This window comes from Anaerotruncus colihominis (assembly GCF_010206195.1).
GTDB classification, from domain to species: Bacteria; Bacillota; Clostridia; order Oscillospirales; family Ruminococcaceae; genus Anaerotruncus; species Anaerotruncus colihominis_A.
In genome coordinates, this window is record NZ_VIQT01000009.1 from 646112 (window position 1) to 660818 (window position 14707).

Annotated in this window: 15 protein-coding genes; 6 read left to right on the forward strand and 9 right to left on the reverse strand. The window is 52.4% G+C overall.

Features of this window, described 5'->3' with window-relative positions:
• Positions 1 to 12: 12 nt before the first annotated feature.
• The 5 genes from dhaK to FMM72_RS07355 all read left to right on the forward strand — a co-directional run bounded on the left by dhaK (position 13) and on the right by FMM72_RS07355 (position 5362).
• Positions 13 to 1002 (forward strand): dihydroxyacetone kinase subunit DhaK, encoded by a 990-nt coding sequence (gene dhaK, locus FMM72_RS07335; RefSeq protein ID WP_162221021.1) that lies wholly within the window; start codon positions 13 to 15, stop codon positions 1000 to 1002.
• 19 nt (positions 1003 to 1021) lie between these two features.
• Positions 1022 to 1666, forward strand: coding sequence for a dihydroxyacetone kinase subunit DhaL (gene dhaL, locus FMM72_RS07340; protein ID WP_162221022.1), 645 nt, complete (start codon positions 1022 to 1024; stop codon positions 1664 to 1666).
• A 39-nt stretch (positions 1667 to 1705) separates the two neighbouring features.
• Positions 1706 to 3388 (forward strand): sigma 54-interacting transcriptional regulator, encoded by a 1683-nt coding sequence (locus tag FMM72_RS07345; RefSeq protein WP_162221023.1) that lies wholly within the window; start codon positions 1706 to 1708, stop codon positions 3386 to 3388.
• Positions 3389 to 3401: 13 nt separating this feature from the next.
• The gene (locus FMM72_RS07350) at positions 3402 to 3890 is read left to right on the forward strand and encodes an L-2-amino-thiazoline-4-carboxylic acid hydrolase (RefSeq protein WP_160210084.1); all 489 of its coding nucleotides are present in this window, start codon (positions 3402 to 3404) and stop codon (positions 3888 to 3890) included.
• A 542-nt stretch (positions 3891 to 4432) separates the two neighbouring features.
• Entirely contained in the window at positions 4433 to 5362 is a 930-nt protein-coding gene (locus FMM72_RS07355; protein ID WP_160210085.1) for a chemotaxis protein, read from the forward strand.
• A 127-nt stretch (positions 5363 to 5489) separates the two neighbouring features.
• Here the strand turns inward: FMM72_RS07355 and FMM72_RS07360 are convergent, their stop codons facing one another.
• The 9 genes from FMM72_RS07360 to FMM72_RS07400 all read right to left on the reverse strand — a co-directional run bounded on the left by FMM72_RS07360 (position 5490) and on the right by FMM72_RS07400 (position 13701).
• Positions 5490 to 6929, reverse strand: coding sequence for a 4Fe-4S dicluster domain-containing protein (locus FMM72_RS07360; RefSeq protein ID WP_160210086.1), 1440 nt, complete (start codon positions 6927 to 6929; stop codon positions 5490 to 5492).
• A gap of 49 nt (positions 6930 to 6978) precedes the next feature.
• Entirely contained in the window at positions 6979 to 8148 is a 1170-nt protein-coding gene (locus tag FMM72_RS07365; protein ID WP_162221024.1) for a SpoIIE family protein phosphatase, read from the reverse strand.
• Position 8149: 1 nt separating this feature from the next.
• Positions 8150 to 9844, reverse strand: coding sequence for a [Fe-Fe] hydrogenase large subunit C-terminal domain-containing protein (locus FMM72_RS07370; RefSeq protein WP_160210088.1), 1695 nt, complete (start codon positions 9842 to 9844; stop codon positions 8150 to 8152).
• Positions 9841 to 10092: a (2Fe-2S) ferredoxin domain-containing protein gene (locus FMM72_RS07375; protein ID WP_160210089.1), complete on the reverse strand. Its 252-nt coding sequence runs from the start codon at positions 10090 to 10092 to the stop codon at positions 9841 to 9843. Before FMM72_RS07375 ends, FMM72_RS07370 begins: the two co-directional genes overlap by 4 nt.
• Before the next feature lie 279 nt (positions 10093 to 10371).
• Complete coding sequence (locus FMM72_RS07380; RefSeq protein ID WP_243151665.1) at positions 10372 to 10902, reverse strand: M48 family metallopeptidase; 531 nt, start codon at positions 10900 to 10902, stop codon at positions 10372 to 10374.
• Between the two features lie 67 nt (positions 10903 to 10969).
• Positions 10970 to 11239 carry an acylphosphatase gene (locus FMM72_RS07385; protein WP_243151666.1) on the reverse strand — a complete coding sequence of 90 codons (270 nt, stop codon included), beginning with the start codon at positions 11237 to 11239 and terminating at the stop codon, positions 10970 to 10972.
• 8 nt (positions 11240 to 11247) lie between these two features.
• The gene (gene pap / locus FMM72_RS07390; protein ID WP_162221025.1) at positions 11248 to 12732 is read right to left on the reverse strand and encodes a polyphosphate:AMP phosphotransferase; all 1485 of its coding nucleotides are present in this window, start codon (positions 12730 to 12732) and stop codon (positions 11248 to 11250) included.
• A gap of 133 nt (positions 12733 to 12865) precedes the next feature.
• The gene (locus tag FMM72_RS07395; RefSeq protein WP_162221026.1) at positions 12866 to 13354 is read right to left on the reverse strand and encodes a 4'-phosphopantetheinyl transferase family protein; all 489 of its coding nucleotides are present in this window, start codon (positions 13352 to 13354) and stop codon (positions 12866 to 12868) included.
• Positions 13342 to 13701, reverse strand: a complete 360-nt coding sequence (locus FMM72_RS07400) for a hypothetical protein (protein WP_162221027.1) — start codon at positions 13699 to 13701, stop codon at positions 13342 to 13344. Before FMM72_RS07400 ends, FMM72_RS07395 begins: the two co-directional genes overlap by 13 nt.
• A 150-nt stretch (positions 13702 to 13851) precedes the next feature.
• Here FMM72_RS07400 and FMM72_RS07405 point away from each other — a divergent pair, with 150 nt between their 5' ends.
• The gene (locus FMM72_RS07405; protein WP_160210094.1) at positions 13852 to 14679 is read left to right on the forward strand and encodes a Cof-type HAD-IIB family hydrolase; all 828 of its coding nucleotides are present in this window, start codon (positions 13852 to 13854) and stop codon (positions 14677 to 14679) included.
• Positions 14680 to 14707: the final 28 nt, after the last annotated feature.

Consider the following 14707-nt stretch of genomic DNA (forward strand, 5'->3'; position numbering starts at 1 on the left):
GAGGGGTTTCCATTGAAAAAAATTATCAACAACGCCAATGATGTTGTTTGCGAATGCCTTAAGGGGTTGGCCAAGGCAAATCCCCAATTATGTTACACCGAACAGCTTGAAGTGATCTCGCGCAAAAGCAAAACGCCAAACAAGGTGGGGGTAGTTTCAGGCGGAGGTTCCGGCCATGAGCCGGCCCATGCCGGCTACGTCGGCAAGGGGATGCTGGACGCGGCTGTCGCAGGCAACATGTTTTCCTCCCCAAGCCCCGATCGTATTATCAAGGGTATCCAGGAAGCCGACAGCGGTGCGGGCGTTTTGCTGGTGATCAAGAATTATTCGGGAGATATCATGAATTTTGACATGGCCAGGGAAATGGCCGAAATGGACGGCATACGCGTTGAAAGCGTTGTGGTGCGCGACGATGTTGCCGTCCCGGACAGCACTTACTCCACCGGCCGCCGCGGCATAGCGGGTACAGTCTTTGTCCATAAGATCGCCGGAGCCAAAGCGGAGATGGGGGCGAATCTCGATGAGGTCAAGGCAGCTGCGGAAAAGGCGATCGCCAACATCCGCAGCATGGGGATGGCGATGACGCCCTGCACCCTGCCGGCAGTTGGAAAGCCGGGGTTTGAACTGGCGGACGATGAAATTGAGATCGGCATGGGAATCCATGGCGAACCTGGTGTGGAGCGCACCAAGGTGCTATCCGCCAGGGAGACGGCGCAGATTCTATTGGATAAAATTCTGGATGATTACGACTTTATAGGCAGCGAAGTGGCGCTGATGGTCAACGGGCTGGGCGGCACGCCGCTTATGGAGCTGTACATCCTCAACAATGATGTCCAGGATATTCTGGCCCAAAAGGGAATCAAAGTCTATAAAACCTTTGTAGGCAACTATATGACTGCGATCGAGATGGCGGGCTGCTCGCTGACGCTGATGAAACTGGATGAGGAGCTGAAGGAGCTGTTGGACGCCCCTTGCGATACAACCGCGCTAAAGCTTCTGTAATAAAGGGAGGGATAGTCTTATGGGCTTTCAGTTAACGACGAAGGAGTATGTGGAATATATCAAAAAAGCATACGAAAAAATTCATGCCAACGGCGATTATATCACAGAGCTTGATTCCGCTACCGGAGACGGCGATCACTGGACCAATATCAATATGGGGTTTGAAAAGCTGGTCGAAGCATCCGGCGAACTGGAAACAATGAGCCTGTTCGACGCTTTTAAAAAGATCAGCATGATCATGATGTCCGTGATCGGCGGTTCAGGCGGCGTCTTGTATGGCTCCGCTTATATGGAGGCGGCAAAGCTGCTCAATGGCAAGGAAACGATTCAGAATGAGGAGCTTTGCGGCATCCTCGAAGCGATGATGAACGGTATTATGAAGCGGGGCAAAGCAAAACCCGGTATGAAAACCATGCTGGACGCCCTGGCGCCGGCTGTCGCATGTTATCGCAGCTGCATCGCCGATGGACTCGATGAAAAACAGACGCTTGCCAGAGTTAAACAGGCTGCCCTGCTGGGAGCGGAAAGCACCAGGGAGATGGAAGCTGTACGGGGCCGCGCATATTATCAGGCAAATAAGGGCGTGGGAAATCTCGATCCGGGTGCGGTTACAATGTCCTATCAAATCGAAACCCTGATGGACTATGTGGCGGGCAAATTATAAGCCGCGCAGGATATGTCCTGCGTCGGAAAGGAGCTTGGAATGACCAGGAAGCTGGCAGAGATCAAGGAGGATACCGACAAGTTTGGCGAAGTGATCGCCCGTACTCTGGATGTGGACGTCTTGATTGTGGACAGCGGATTGAAGAATGTCAGCAATACGTTTCGTTATTTTGATAAATTCACAGTGATCCAACCCTCGTCTGTGGTGGGCAGGGTGATCGCCACCGGAGAAACGGTAACAGTACGTGACCGCCGTAATTATGATGGCTGCCGGAGATGTCCTGATTATGACGAATGTGAAATGGTTGGGTTTATCGGCGTGCCGATCCGTTACCAGAACCGGACGGTCGGAGCGATCGCGCTTGTTCTCCCAAAGCATCGTGTGGAGCACATCTTTGACGATATCCATAACTCGGTAGCTTTTCTGGAAAACATGGCTGATTTGCTGTCCAGTAAAATTCGTGATCACGATGAGTATGATGCACTGAGAATTATTCATCGGGAACGCGAAATATTGATGGACACCATTGAAAACGCCATTGTTTTAGTGGACGAACTGGGTTATGTCACCTATTGCAACCGCAACTTTCAGGAATTTTTTCCTTCAAGAACCGATTTGACGGGAAGCCCGATTTGCGAGCTGGTGCCGCACAAGCTGGTTCTTGAATTGCTGGATACGCCGCAGGAGATCAACAACCGCCTGATTCAAACGGATTTGGAAGGCAGCGCCTTTTACGGCCTGCTTTCCTGCCGGAACATTAATATCGATGGCGTACGCAGAGGCATCCTGCTTATTTTCAAGTCCGCAAGCTATATGAGCAGCGATTACAATGAGCTTGTTCATTGTAATGGGAACATGACCTTTCAATGGGGAAATCGCCGCCTGTTTCCGCAGCGGGTGGAGGAGGAAGCCAAGCGGCTTTCCATCTCTGATAAACCGATTTTGCTGACAGGAGAGCATGGAACAGGCGGCTATATCCTTGCCAAATGTATCCACCAGTTTTCCAACCGAAAGGAATATCCCCTGCTGACAATCAATTGCAGCCGTTTATACCGGGATTTGTTATACGATATGATATTTGGAGTGTTGGGCCGGTTGTATCTGGCCAACAACAGCACCCTGCTGCTTCATAATATCGATCAGGCCCCTCTTTACATACAGGGGAAGCTGGCTGATTTTATTCGGACAAGCTCTCTGCGCACCGGTGAAAACGGCGTTGTACTCAAGTTGAATGTGCGATTGATTTTTTCAACGCACGCTGATCTAAAGGAAATGGCGCGCAATGGGCTTTTCGACGAAAATCTGTATTACCGCATATCAGAAAATGTCATCCATCTGCCCCCGCTGCGCGAGGAGCCTGACCTGCTGAAAACGCTGATCCGTTCGGGTAGGGATTTTTATTGCGCACAGGCTGGCGGAGAAAAAATGTCGTTCAGCCCGGAGGTTTATCGCGCTCTTATGCATTACCCATGGCCGGGCAATGTACAGGAGGCGGAGTACGTGATTGATCAGATCGCGTCACATTGCGGCGGCTTGATCAAAATGGACGACCTTGCCAAGCTGAATTTAATTCAGCCTGAGAAGGTGAAGTCTATGAAGGAGATCGAGCGGGATATGATTACCGCTCAACTGAAATCGAGCCGCAATAAGGACGATATTGCGAGGTCGTTGGGAATCAGCCGTGCTTCGCTGTATCGGAAAATTAAAGACTATAATTTATAAAGGAGATATTGTCATGATTGAAAACAAATGTGAAAACAGAGGCCAGCACTGCGAGGATATGCGCGCAGCATTTGAACACCGTGCCACGTGGTTTTATACCCTGATCAATGAGGCGCGCAAAAAGGGCTTGGATTATGATTTCGCCCGCGAGGCAATTCTGGCCTGCGGCCGTTTTCACGGCGATCACAAGTACACCAAGACAGATGACCTGAGGGTTTTTGCCCCTGAATTTGCAAACCAAAATGTTGTCGATATTTTTGAAATGGAAGTTTTAAAGGCGGATGATAAAAATCTGGATATCGATTTCCACTATTGCCCCCTTGTCAACGCCTGGAAAAAGCTAGGTGTTCCGGAGGAGGAGATCGCCACACTGTGCGATATCGCTATGGACGGTGACCGTGGTATTATCAGCACCTTTCCGAAGTTCCGTTTTGAACTGGGCGAGACAATTGCGAAAGGCGATAAGGTTTGTCAAATCCGTATCAGCAAAGTTGGCGAATAAGTTCTTGGCTGAAAGCATATAGAAGCGGACGTTAAGCGGGTTTGGGCCAAAATCCAATATGGATATCAAAAGAATGTATGGTCCCATAAAATGGGACCATACATTCTTTTTGGCGCGCTCTGCGAGCGCCATATGTTTGGCCATGCCGTTCAATCGTCATAAAAACGCCCGCTGGCCCCTCTGTCGAGGCTCTTTATCCGAAAGATTCCCCGCCCGGTCAAAGATGAACGGTTCTGCTTCTCCGATAACCTCCACATCTGGCGGTAAATCAGAGGTACCTGTAACATTTGGATCCATTCCGTTCTCCCCTGAAATTTTTCCTGCTCTCATCCACGATCAATACCATGTTTACTAGGGATGAAGCACATCATTTATTCCAATTCCTATACGGCTTCGGATAAAATTTTTCATTTGACTCATTTTTTATTTGACTATTATGCAGTATGTAGTAAAATAGAAGGTGGATAATAATATTGTGGCGTCTTTGCGGAGGGAGTGTCTTCGCTCTTCCGCGTGAAATCCACGGCCACAGGAGGGTAATTATGGGCATGAATAATCAAACGGAAATTTTGCTGGAATCCGGAACCAATGAGCTTGAAATTATGGAATTCACTGTCGGTGGCGAACTCTTTGGAATCAATGTCGCCAAAGTGCGCGAAATCATGACGTACTGCGCTGTCAAGCCGATGCAAAACGCGCATCCTGTCATTGAGGGCGTTTTTAAACCGCGTCAGGAATTGATCACTGTCATCAACCTGGCGGATTATCTGGGGCTTGCGCCTTCACAGGACATTGATCACGATATTTTTATCATTGCAAATTTTAACTCCCTGAATTTTGCTTTCCATGTACATAGCGTTGTAGGGATCGACCGAATTTCCTGGCGCAAAATTCAAAAACCCGATAAAATCATCTACGGCGGCTCCGAGGGAATCGCTACCGGTATTGCCGAATATGAGGATCGTCTTATCACCATTCTTGATTTTGAAAAAATCGTCGCGGAAATCTGTCCTGAAACCGGCATCCAGCTTGAGGATCTCGACCAACTCGGCAATCGTGAACGTTCCGATAAAAAAATCCTGATTGCTGAGGACTCCATGCTACTTTCCAAGATGATTATTGAGAGTCTGCACCGCGCCGGTTATGTCAACACCATTAAAACCGACAACGGCCAGGAGGCGTGGAATTATCTTGAGGAAGCCAAGGTAAGCGGCGACCCCATCTATGATCATATCAACCTTGTAGTGACTGATATTGAGATGCCGCAGATGGACGGTCATCGTCTGACAAAGCTGATCAAGGAAGATCCCCTGCTCAGGCGTCTGCCAGTCATTCTGTTCTCCTCGCTGATTAATGAGGAAATGCGGATCAAGGGCGAACAGCTTGGCGCTGACGCACAGATCACCAAGCCTGAAATTGCCGGCCTTGTCGAATTGATCGATGGTCTGCTCGAACAGCAGGGCGAAGCGTAAAAAAACCTACCCGCCACATCAATACCCCTGTATATCTGCGGCGTATCGCGGATATACAGGGCGTTTTTTCAGGACAGAAAGAAAGAGCCGGACGGTTTTACGCCGTCCGGCTCTTTCTCTTAGCTTATCAGATACGCGTGACCGCGATTGCGTCAAGAATCGTTTTTTCCTTCGCAAGCTGGCCGTACTTGTTAACCTCGCTCTTGTCCTTGGGACCGTGCGTGATACATGCCGCGCCGCCGATGCAGCCGCCAATGCAGGCCATCCCCTCAATGAAGTTATTCGGCAACATATTCTTGCGCGCCTTAAACAACGCGGTACGGCATTCCTCGATACCGTCGCACGCGATCGGATTGGCTTGAAACCGCTCCTTGGTAATCCCATGCTCTTCCAATGCCTGTGCCACAGCGTCGGAAAGGCCGCCGCTGCGGGCGAAGATACGCCCATAATACGAGGCGTTGTCAAGCACGCTCTCCTCCAAGTGCTCGACTGTCACGCCGCGCACGTCAAAAAGCGCCTGAAGCTCCTCAAAGGTGATCACACAGTCAATCCCCGTGCAAGCCTCCTGCCTGAATTCCATTTTCTTGGCCGTACACGGGCCGACAAAAATGCATTTCGCTGTCGGATCGGTGCGCTTAATAAAACGCGCCACCGCCTCCATCGGCGACGGGTTGTGCGAAATATGGTCCGCCAAATCAGGAAACGCGCTTTTGACATAGGCGACAAACGCGGGACAGCAGGAGCTTGTCAAAAAGCCCTTTTCCACAAGCTCAGCGGCTTCGTCATACGCGACCATATCCGCGCCGAGCGCGGCCTCAACAACGCTGTGAAAGCCGAGCTTTTTGAGACCTGTGACCACCTGCCCTGTTTTGGCGTAACTGAACTGACTGGAGATGGACGGCGCCACCACGGCGTATACACGGTATTTTGCATTGTTTTCGGAATCGCGCATCATGGTCAGCGCATCCAGCACAAACGACTTATCGACGATCGCACCGAACGGGCATTGATAGACGCACGCGCCGCAGGCAATGCACTTGTCATTATCAATCTTTGCGGAATTGTCGCGGTGCATACTGATCGCCTTGATTTTACACGCGTTCTCACAGGGGCGCGTATACTTCATGATCGCGGAGTATGGACACGCCGTGGCGCAGCGGCCGCATTCGACGCATTTTTCCTGATCGATGTGCGCTTTTCCGTCGTGCACGGAAATTGCGCCTGTCGGGCAGGCGTGCTCGCAGCGGTGCGCGATACAGCCGCGGCATGCCGAACCGACGTGATAGCGGTTCACCGTGCATTCGTCGCAGGCGATGCGGATCACCTCGACTGCATTCGGGTTTTCACGGTCGCCGCCCATTGCCATGCGCACACGCTCCGTAATAACAGCGCGCTCCTTGTATACGCAGCAGCGCATGGTCGGCTTGGGGCCGGGCGCAATCGCAAGCGGGATATCGCGGTATGCGCTTTCAAGCGTCCCCTTGTCAAAATGCTCGACAACCCCCTTGATCACCTTATATTTTAAAAGCTGCACATTGGTGTCAAAACTTCTTTCTGTCGTTTCCATCTGGTTTCCTCCCTCTGCGAAACGATCAGGACTTGTTTGAAAACAATCCCTAATAATAATTAACCGAAACGATCTTCCCCATCTTCTCAAGGCACCGGGCCAGATCGTCGATCAGGCGCAGCTTAATTGAGAGATCAATCGGCATATCGGGGTTCTGGTGCGCCGGATTCATCGCGCGGCCGACAAAGAGATTGACATCCGTCGCATCCTCAAACAGCATCTGCGCGATCAACGAAGCGCCGTCGCGTTTGGCCATCCATTCGCTGTAGGCGTCCGATGAGGACGCATACCGCTTCGCAATTTCCACGACGCGTTTCATCGTCAGCACGCCCTCCGTGCACAGGTCGACGCCTTCAATATAACCGATCGGAGGAATATCCGGATCAAGATAGTCGATTTTCGTTTTGACATCCGTGCCAAGGTAACGGGCTACGATCGACGATGTCGTGCCGCCGCAGACAATGGTTTTCCCTCCCTGCGCGAAAAACGCCTCCATAATTTCCTTGTCCTCGGCCGGATTGACCGGCGGGCCGATCATCAGGCTGACAAGCTCGCGCTCACGGATGCGCAGCGCGGCCACGGTCGTGTCGTCGCCGGGACGGTCCATATAAAGCTCCCGGCACGCGTCGCTGATCAGCGACGCGATCGCCTTTGCGGACATGCCGGGCGTGTATTTTCGCTCCGTGTATTCAACGACATTCGGCCGTTCCCATCCGAAGTTGAGCGACTGCCCGACGCCGGCATGAATGACACCGTCGCTCATCGCGATAAACACATCGCCCAGGCGCACCGGAAAGCGCGATTCAAAAATTCGTTTGCCCGCTATGACGCGTTCCGTCTTTTCATAGTCGAAGCTCTTACCGTCGCGCAGCATAATCACATCGGGATTGTCGTACTGGACGAGCCGTACCTCGTTTTTATGTACCTGGATCGCTGTAAACGTCGCATAGGCGACCTGACGCACCGAACAGACCGGAAGCGTCTGCGCGATCGTGTTGACGCAGTCCTCGACGGTCATTTCCGAATCCATCATCGTCGCAATGATCTTTGAAGTCAACGTGGACAGGATATTTGCTTTGACACCGCTGCCAAGGCCATCGGCCAGCACCATTGTAAAATCGCCGTTGGGATTATTTTTGACCTCGACGCGGTCGCCGCACAGCTCCTCGCCCATCTTATTCAGGCTGATATAGCCGTTTTCCATAAAATATTTATCCATGCTACTCGTCCTCCGAGCGCACGATATTTTTGATCTGCGACAGCGCGATCTTTGTTTCCGCCGTCGTTTCACCGAGCAGTGACGCGATTTCCTGCACGATGCGCATCTGCTTTTCAATCACCTTATCGGTGATATCGATCGTCTTGGCACGTTTTTCAATATATTTTTCGCGCCGGTTATGCTCAGCTGTGATATCCTTAAAGATGCCAAACAGAGAATGGTGCTCAGCGTCAAGCACAATAGACAGCTCGACATACAGATCGTATTCCGGTATATATATCTTTTTATCAATGATATCGTTGCCTGTGTCAAGCACACCCTGGAATTCGGTCGGGTCAATCAGATCGATGATGCTTGTACCGATAACTTCCTGCGAACGCGCAACGCCGAACATATGGCAGGCAGGCATATTCATGCGCTGAATCCGCAGCTGCTCGTCAAGCACAAGAATTGCATTTGGAGAAACAGCGAATACGTTGTTGGAAAACGATTCCGCATTCTCAAGCAGATACGGCAGGCACATGGTGATGTCGGCCTTGCCGTTATAGACGGCTTTCGCCTTCTCCCGGCAGGTTGGATAGCCGCATGACCCGCAGTTAAGCTCATGCTCCGGCCGCGTCTTGCCCATGCGCGCAAGGATTTCCGTAATCGTGGCTTCCGGCGGTTCCGGCTCGTGGACAAATTCGTTTGCAATGTGGCGCGAAAGGCCGAATTCACACGCGACGTCAAAGTCCGGCTTTTGACGGATATCCGGCTGTGCATATTCGTCGACGCGCGCGCGGCTCGTCAGGATATTATCCCTGTAGGCGCGTGTGGACGGTCCGTTGATGCAGCTCCCTTCGCACGCGCTCATCTCGACGAAATAGCCCTTCAGGCCGCCGCGTTCAATTTCTTTAATCGCCTGCACACAATTTTCCACACCGTCGACAGCGATGTATTTATATGTACTTTCCTCCATGTGCATACACGCGATGATTCCGCCTGTACGCGGGAAAAAACGCGAAGCGCGGCCACCCTGCGCGTCAACCGCCTGCTTTTGAAACTCAACGCCGCGCTTTTCAAACCACTGCCACAGCTCATCAAATGTCAGCACGCAGTCGACATAGCCCGGCAGTTTCTCCATCTCGTCCTTTTTGGAAATACACGGCCCGATAAACACGACATACGCGTCGGGATATTCCTGCTTGATCTGCCGCGCGCATGCCATCATCGGGGAGATAACCGGCGCAATATATGGGATCACAGCGGGGTAATATTTCTGAATCAGCGTGACGACCGTATGGCAGCACGACGAGATAATAACGTCCTGCGTTTTTTCACGGATCATCCGCTCGTAGTCGCTTTTAACGATATATGCGCCCTGCGCAACCTCGCGCGCGGCAAAAAAGCCGTATTTTTTGAGCAGCTCCTCCATCTCCTCAATCCCGGAGACGGGAAATTCGCTGATAAACGCTGGCGCCAACGCTGCGATGACGCGTTTGCCGGAACCGATCGCCCCAATGACCTCGGTAAGATCGCTGCGCACGCGTTTGGCGTTTTGCGGACAGACAACGACGCAGCGTCCGCAGAGGATGCATTCCTCGGGAATAATTTTGGCCTGGTTATCGGAAAAACGGATGGACTTGACCGGACAGGACCGGATACATTTGTGACAGTTTTTGCAGTTTGCCTTTTTCAGGCTCAAAATGTCATTCATGATTTCTTCAGCCCCTCCACTACCTCTTTTTGAAACACTTCGGCCGCGTTTTCGGCGTTTAAGCCTGTCACTATACGGTCGTCAATCTTAATGGTGACGCCGTTCTGGCAATGTCCCAGGCAAAAGGACGCATTCAGATTGACCTTATCCTCAATCTGCTGCTGCGCAATCTGCTGCTTGAACACATTGATAATGTCATACGAACCCTTGAGGTGACACGAGCTTCCGATGCAAACATAAACTTCCATTTTGCTTCCTCCAGTACCACAGTTTCGGCCGCGTCGCACGCGCCTATTGTTAAATTTCTATCAATATAATAGCACAATCACGCCCCATGTGCAACCATCCACCGCAAATTTACGAGTCCGGGGCTTGTTTGAAAATAGAGGAATTACCAAATTTTTTGTAAACAGCAGGAGAATGCAAGGCAAAAAACGCAGGAACCCATTCGGATTCCGAGGCTTTTTAACACAGCCTTCGCCGCTGTTTATAGAAAAAGCCGGGTATTTTGATTTTTCTAACAGCCCCTACACAGACAGCAGCTTCCTGCGCATTTTATAGTCGGGCATCAGGCGCGCCATCATGTCGTGGAAGCCCTTCTGATGGTTGGGGTGCAGAAAATGCACATATTCATGCAGCACAACATACTCAACCGCCGCGGCCGGCCGGTCCATCAGCTGTGTGTTGAGCGTGATGCGGCAGCGCGCCGGATTGCAGACGCCCCACCGTGATTTCATCCGCCGCACGCGGATCTCCGGCTTTTGCGGCAGCACAGATGCAAACAGCGGATAAATCCGATCGCTGACCGCACAAAAAACCGCGAGGCATTCCTCATCCGTGTAGGCGGCGGATGAATACATCTGCTGCGCGCGCAGCCGGACGCGCTCACGCGCCTGTTCAATCCAGCCGGCGCGCGCCTGCACAAACGCATCGATCTGCCACAATGGCACGCGGCGCGCGGCCGAAACGCGCACGGAGCCATCTTCGCCGACGCGCAGGTTCAGGTTTTTAACGCGCTTATACGTCAGCTCATATTCCATGCCTTTGGCCGTTCGCATCAAACGTACCATCTCCCTTCCCATCACTGCGTGCTGTTTCATGCACGTCTTATTCGATCGTTTCCGGTCAAAAAATAATTTCGAAATGATACCCTCTCTCAGGGTCGACCCGCCGCCGCGTCAACGACCGCACCTCGGCGAAACGCGGACCTTCGCGCACAAGCTCAAAAAATGCCTCCAACGCGGCCGGCTCTCCCTGCGCTTCAAGCTCAACCGCGCCGTCGCAGCGGTTGCGCACCCATCCGGTCAAAGAGAAGCGCGTGGCGCAGCTACGCACAAACCACCGGAAACCGACGCCCTGCACTTCCCCTTCGATCAACGCGTACTCGCGCGCCATCCGCGCGCTCATAAGCGTTTTTCGATCGCATCGATGACAGCGTGCAACGTGCGCAGGCGCGCGTACCGCTTATCGTTCGATTCAACGACGAGCCAGGGCGCGAAAGATGTGTTTGTGCGCAGAAGCATCTCGTCGACCGCCTGCTCATATGCGTCCCATTTTTCACGGTTCCGCCAGTCCTCATCGGTGATCTTGTAGCGTTTTTCCGGCGTATTCTGACGGTCGTTAAAACGGCGAAGCTGTTCGTCCTTATCGATATGCAGCCAGAATTTCAGGATGATCGCGCCCCAGTCGGCCAATCCCCGTTCAAAACGATTGATCTCGTCGTAGGCGCGGCCCCATTGCTCGTCGGTGCAAAAGCCTTCGATATGCTCCACAAGCACGCGTCCATACCAGGTGCGGTCATAAATGGCGACATGCCCATCCTTTGGCAGGGTATTCCAGAAACGCCACAAATGCGGGTGATTCTTTTCAACCGTGCTCGGCGCGGCGACGGGGACCACCTCATAGCCGCGCGCGTCAAGCGCCTGCGCGATCCGCTTGATATTGCCGCCCTTCCCGGCTGCGTCCCATCCTTCATATGCGAGGATAAGCGGGATTTTCTCAAGATACAGCCGCCCATGCAGCTCGGAGAGGCGCTTTTGACAGACCTTGAGTTCCTTGCGGTATTCCTCATCAGAAATCGACCTGTTCAAATCCACATCGCAAAGGCGCACGCCTGGCTCCGTGCGGATATCGTCGGACACACGAATTCCTGTAAACGGCCGCTCGACGCTGTTCTCCCGATCCTCTATCGCGCGTCCAAGCGCAGCGATCACCGTTGTAAACACCTTATGGGTCGCATAACGGCGGTCCGTCGCCGCTACGACGGTCCAGGGCGCGTTGTGGCGGTCCGTGCGGGAAATCATTTCATCGAACGCCGTCAGATAATCGTCATAATGCTCATTATGATCCCAGTCAGCCTTTGTTACGCGCCAACGCGTCGCCTTTTTTTCCTCCAGAGCTTTAAAGCGTTTTTTCTGTTCTTTTTTCGAGATGTGGAAAAAGAATTTGACGAGCACATAGCCGTCGTCTGTGATCTGGTGTTCAAAATCGACGATCTCATCATAGCGGTGGTTCAGCTCGCGGCGCGAAAGCGCCTCATCCTCGCGCGCCACCGAAACCTCCCGGTACCAGCTGCGGTCGAACAAGGCGATATCACCATACATCGGCAGCTTTTCCCAAAACCGCTTCATCCACGGGTAACGGCGTTCGTCTGTGCTTGGCGCAGCGATACTGTGCACTGAAAAGCCGCGCGGGTCCAGATTTGTGATGAGCCGGGAAAGCTTGTCGCCCTTGCCGGACGCGCCCCATCCCTCAAACACGATCACTGTGGGAATTTTGAGGGCGCGCGCACGCTGCTGGAGCACGCCGAGCTTCTTTTTTAATTCCCCTGAAACAGCGTCCCATTCCGCCTGATCCATCCACATGTCAAGGTCCAGATTTTCCAGCATATGATGTCCCGCCTTTCCGCGCGGCGCCGGCTGCGGCATCCGCATGATTCATTTGTTTTTCTGGTATTATATCATTAAAAACCGCGAATTACAATGAAATTATCGTACATTATATACAAAATCCACTTCTCGTTTATAATGTTACTGTCAGAAGGACAAAATTTGCGGCTTCTCCGCAGACAGATATTACATATCCCTGCTCCACATATGTCGCAAGGTCGGTACGTCCACATGTCTCCACTGTGTTCAGCGGCAGCGTAAAACCGCGTCCATCGCGCTTAACAAACGCTTCCTTGCGCGTCCAGACCTTTAGAAACCGTGCGGCATCCACCGCATAGACACGTTCGCGCGGCGTAAAGCTGCGCTCCGCAACCCGCATATTCACCCGGCGCGTACAGGACTCAATATCCACTCCAACCGGATGCGGCGACACCGCACAGACAACCGCCCCGCGCGTATGTGCAAGGCTGATCTGCTTTCCCGGTTCCTCCGGCAAAAACGGCTTTCCATGTGCGCCATACGCCAGACGCGGCATGTAACCGAACTCCCGCGCCAATAGTTGCCGCACTGCGGCCGACTGGTCGGATGCGTCCGTCCTCGCAAACCAGATCACATGCTCCATGTTGCGCCCTCCCTGCGGTAAAATACAATCCAAAAATCCGCCTCCATGCGCAGGCGATCGCACAAGGACAGCCTTTGCGCTCCCTGCGCGGGCGTCCTGTAATAATAGGGCGTCATCATAAAAAGGCTCTCAATCAAATCGTTTCCATCCAGCGTAAATTCATCCGAAATCCTGCGGAGGCTTTCGATACAAAAACCTTCCAGCTCAAACGATTTATCCGGATTTTCATACGGTTGGTCATACAAAATTTTTTTAAGGCCGTACAGATGGCGGGCAGCCAGGTATACAGCCGCAAGCGGCAAGCCCTTTCGGGCTTGCTTGCCGCAAAGCGGCAGCGAAACCGGCAAAGCCGTTTGCCCTGCGCATATTGTATCAGGATTCGGCTTACCCGTCAATTTACGGCTTTTCCCTCCATATTCGCAGCACTTGCGGCATTATACGATTGGCATTATAATAGAGATAACAACGCTCAAAGGGAAAGGACAGGAATTGACTGTATGTCTATCAAACTGATCGCTCTCGATATGGATGGAACCACGCTTTGCAGCGACCATCACACGATTTCCCAGGAAAACCTCGACGCTATGGCGTCTGCCGCCGCGCAGGGCATTTTGATCGTCCCGGCCACCGGGCGCATTTGTAACCGCCTGCCTGAAATGATTGAGGATCAGCCATGGCTGCGCTATGTCGTTACAGTCAACGGCGCGGCCGTGACTGATCTTCATACCGGAGAATCGCTCTATAAAAATCCGCTGGAACGCACAGTCGCATTACAGGTGTTTGACCTTGTGGAGCCATATCCGATCTTTATTGAAATCTATTGTGACGGCTTTGATTATATTGAGGAACGCCGTATGCCATATTTTGCTGAACTGCCCATCAGTGAGGACCGGCGCAATATGATGCTGCGCGGCCGCCGGTTTGTCGTCAGCCAGCGCGCATTTCTTGAGGAAACTGACGGCGCGATTGAAAAATTCAACCTTCCCTATCTGGAGGACGACCTCCGGTTGACCATCTGGAAACAACTCGCCGCTCTTGACGGTGTGACGCTGACTTCTTCCATTGCAAAAAATATTGAGATCAACGCCGCCGGAGCCGACAAGGGCGACAGCCTGGCGCATCTGTGCGCGCATCTTGGCATCGCGCCTGATGAGGTGCTCGCCATCGGCGATGGCGAAAACGATCTGACTATGCTGCAATTTTCCGGCACATCCGTCGCTCCCGCCAACGCTTGCGAACAAGCCAGAGCAATCGCAGATTGGGTCTCCCCCTCCAATGATGAAAGCGCCGTGGCACGCACACTTGAACATTATCATATCCTTTAACGGAAATAAGGGACCGTTCATACCTTGG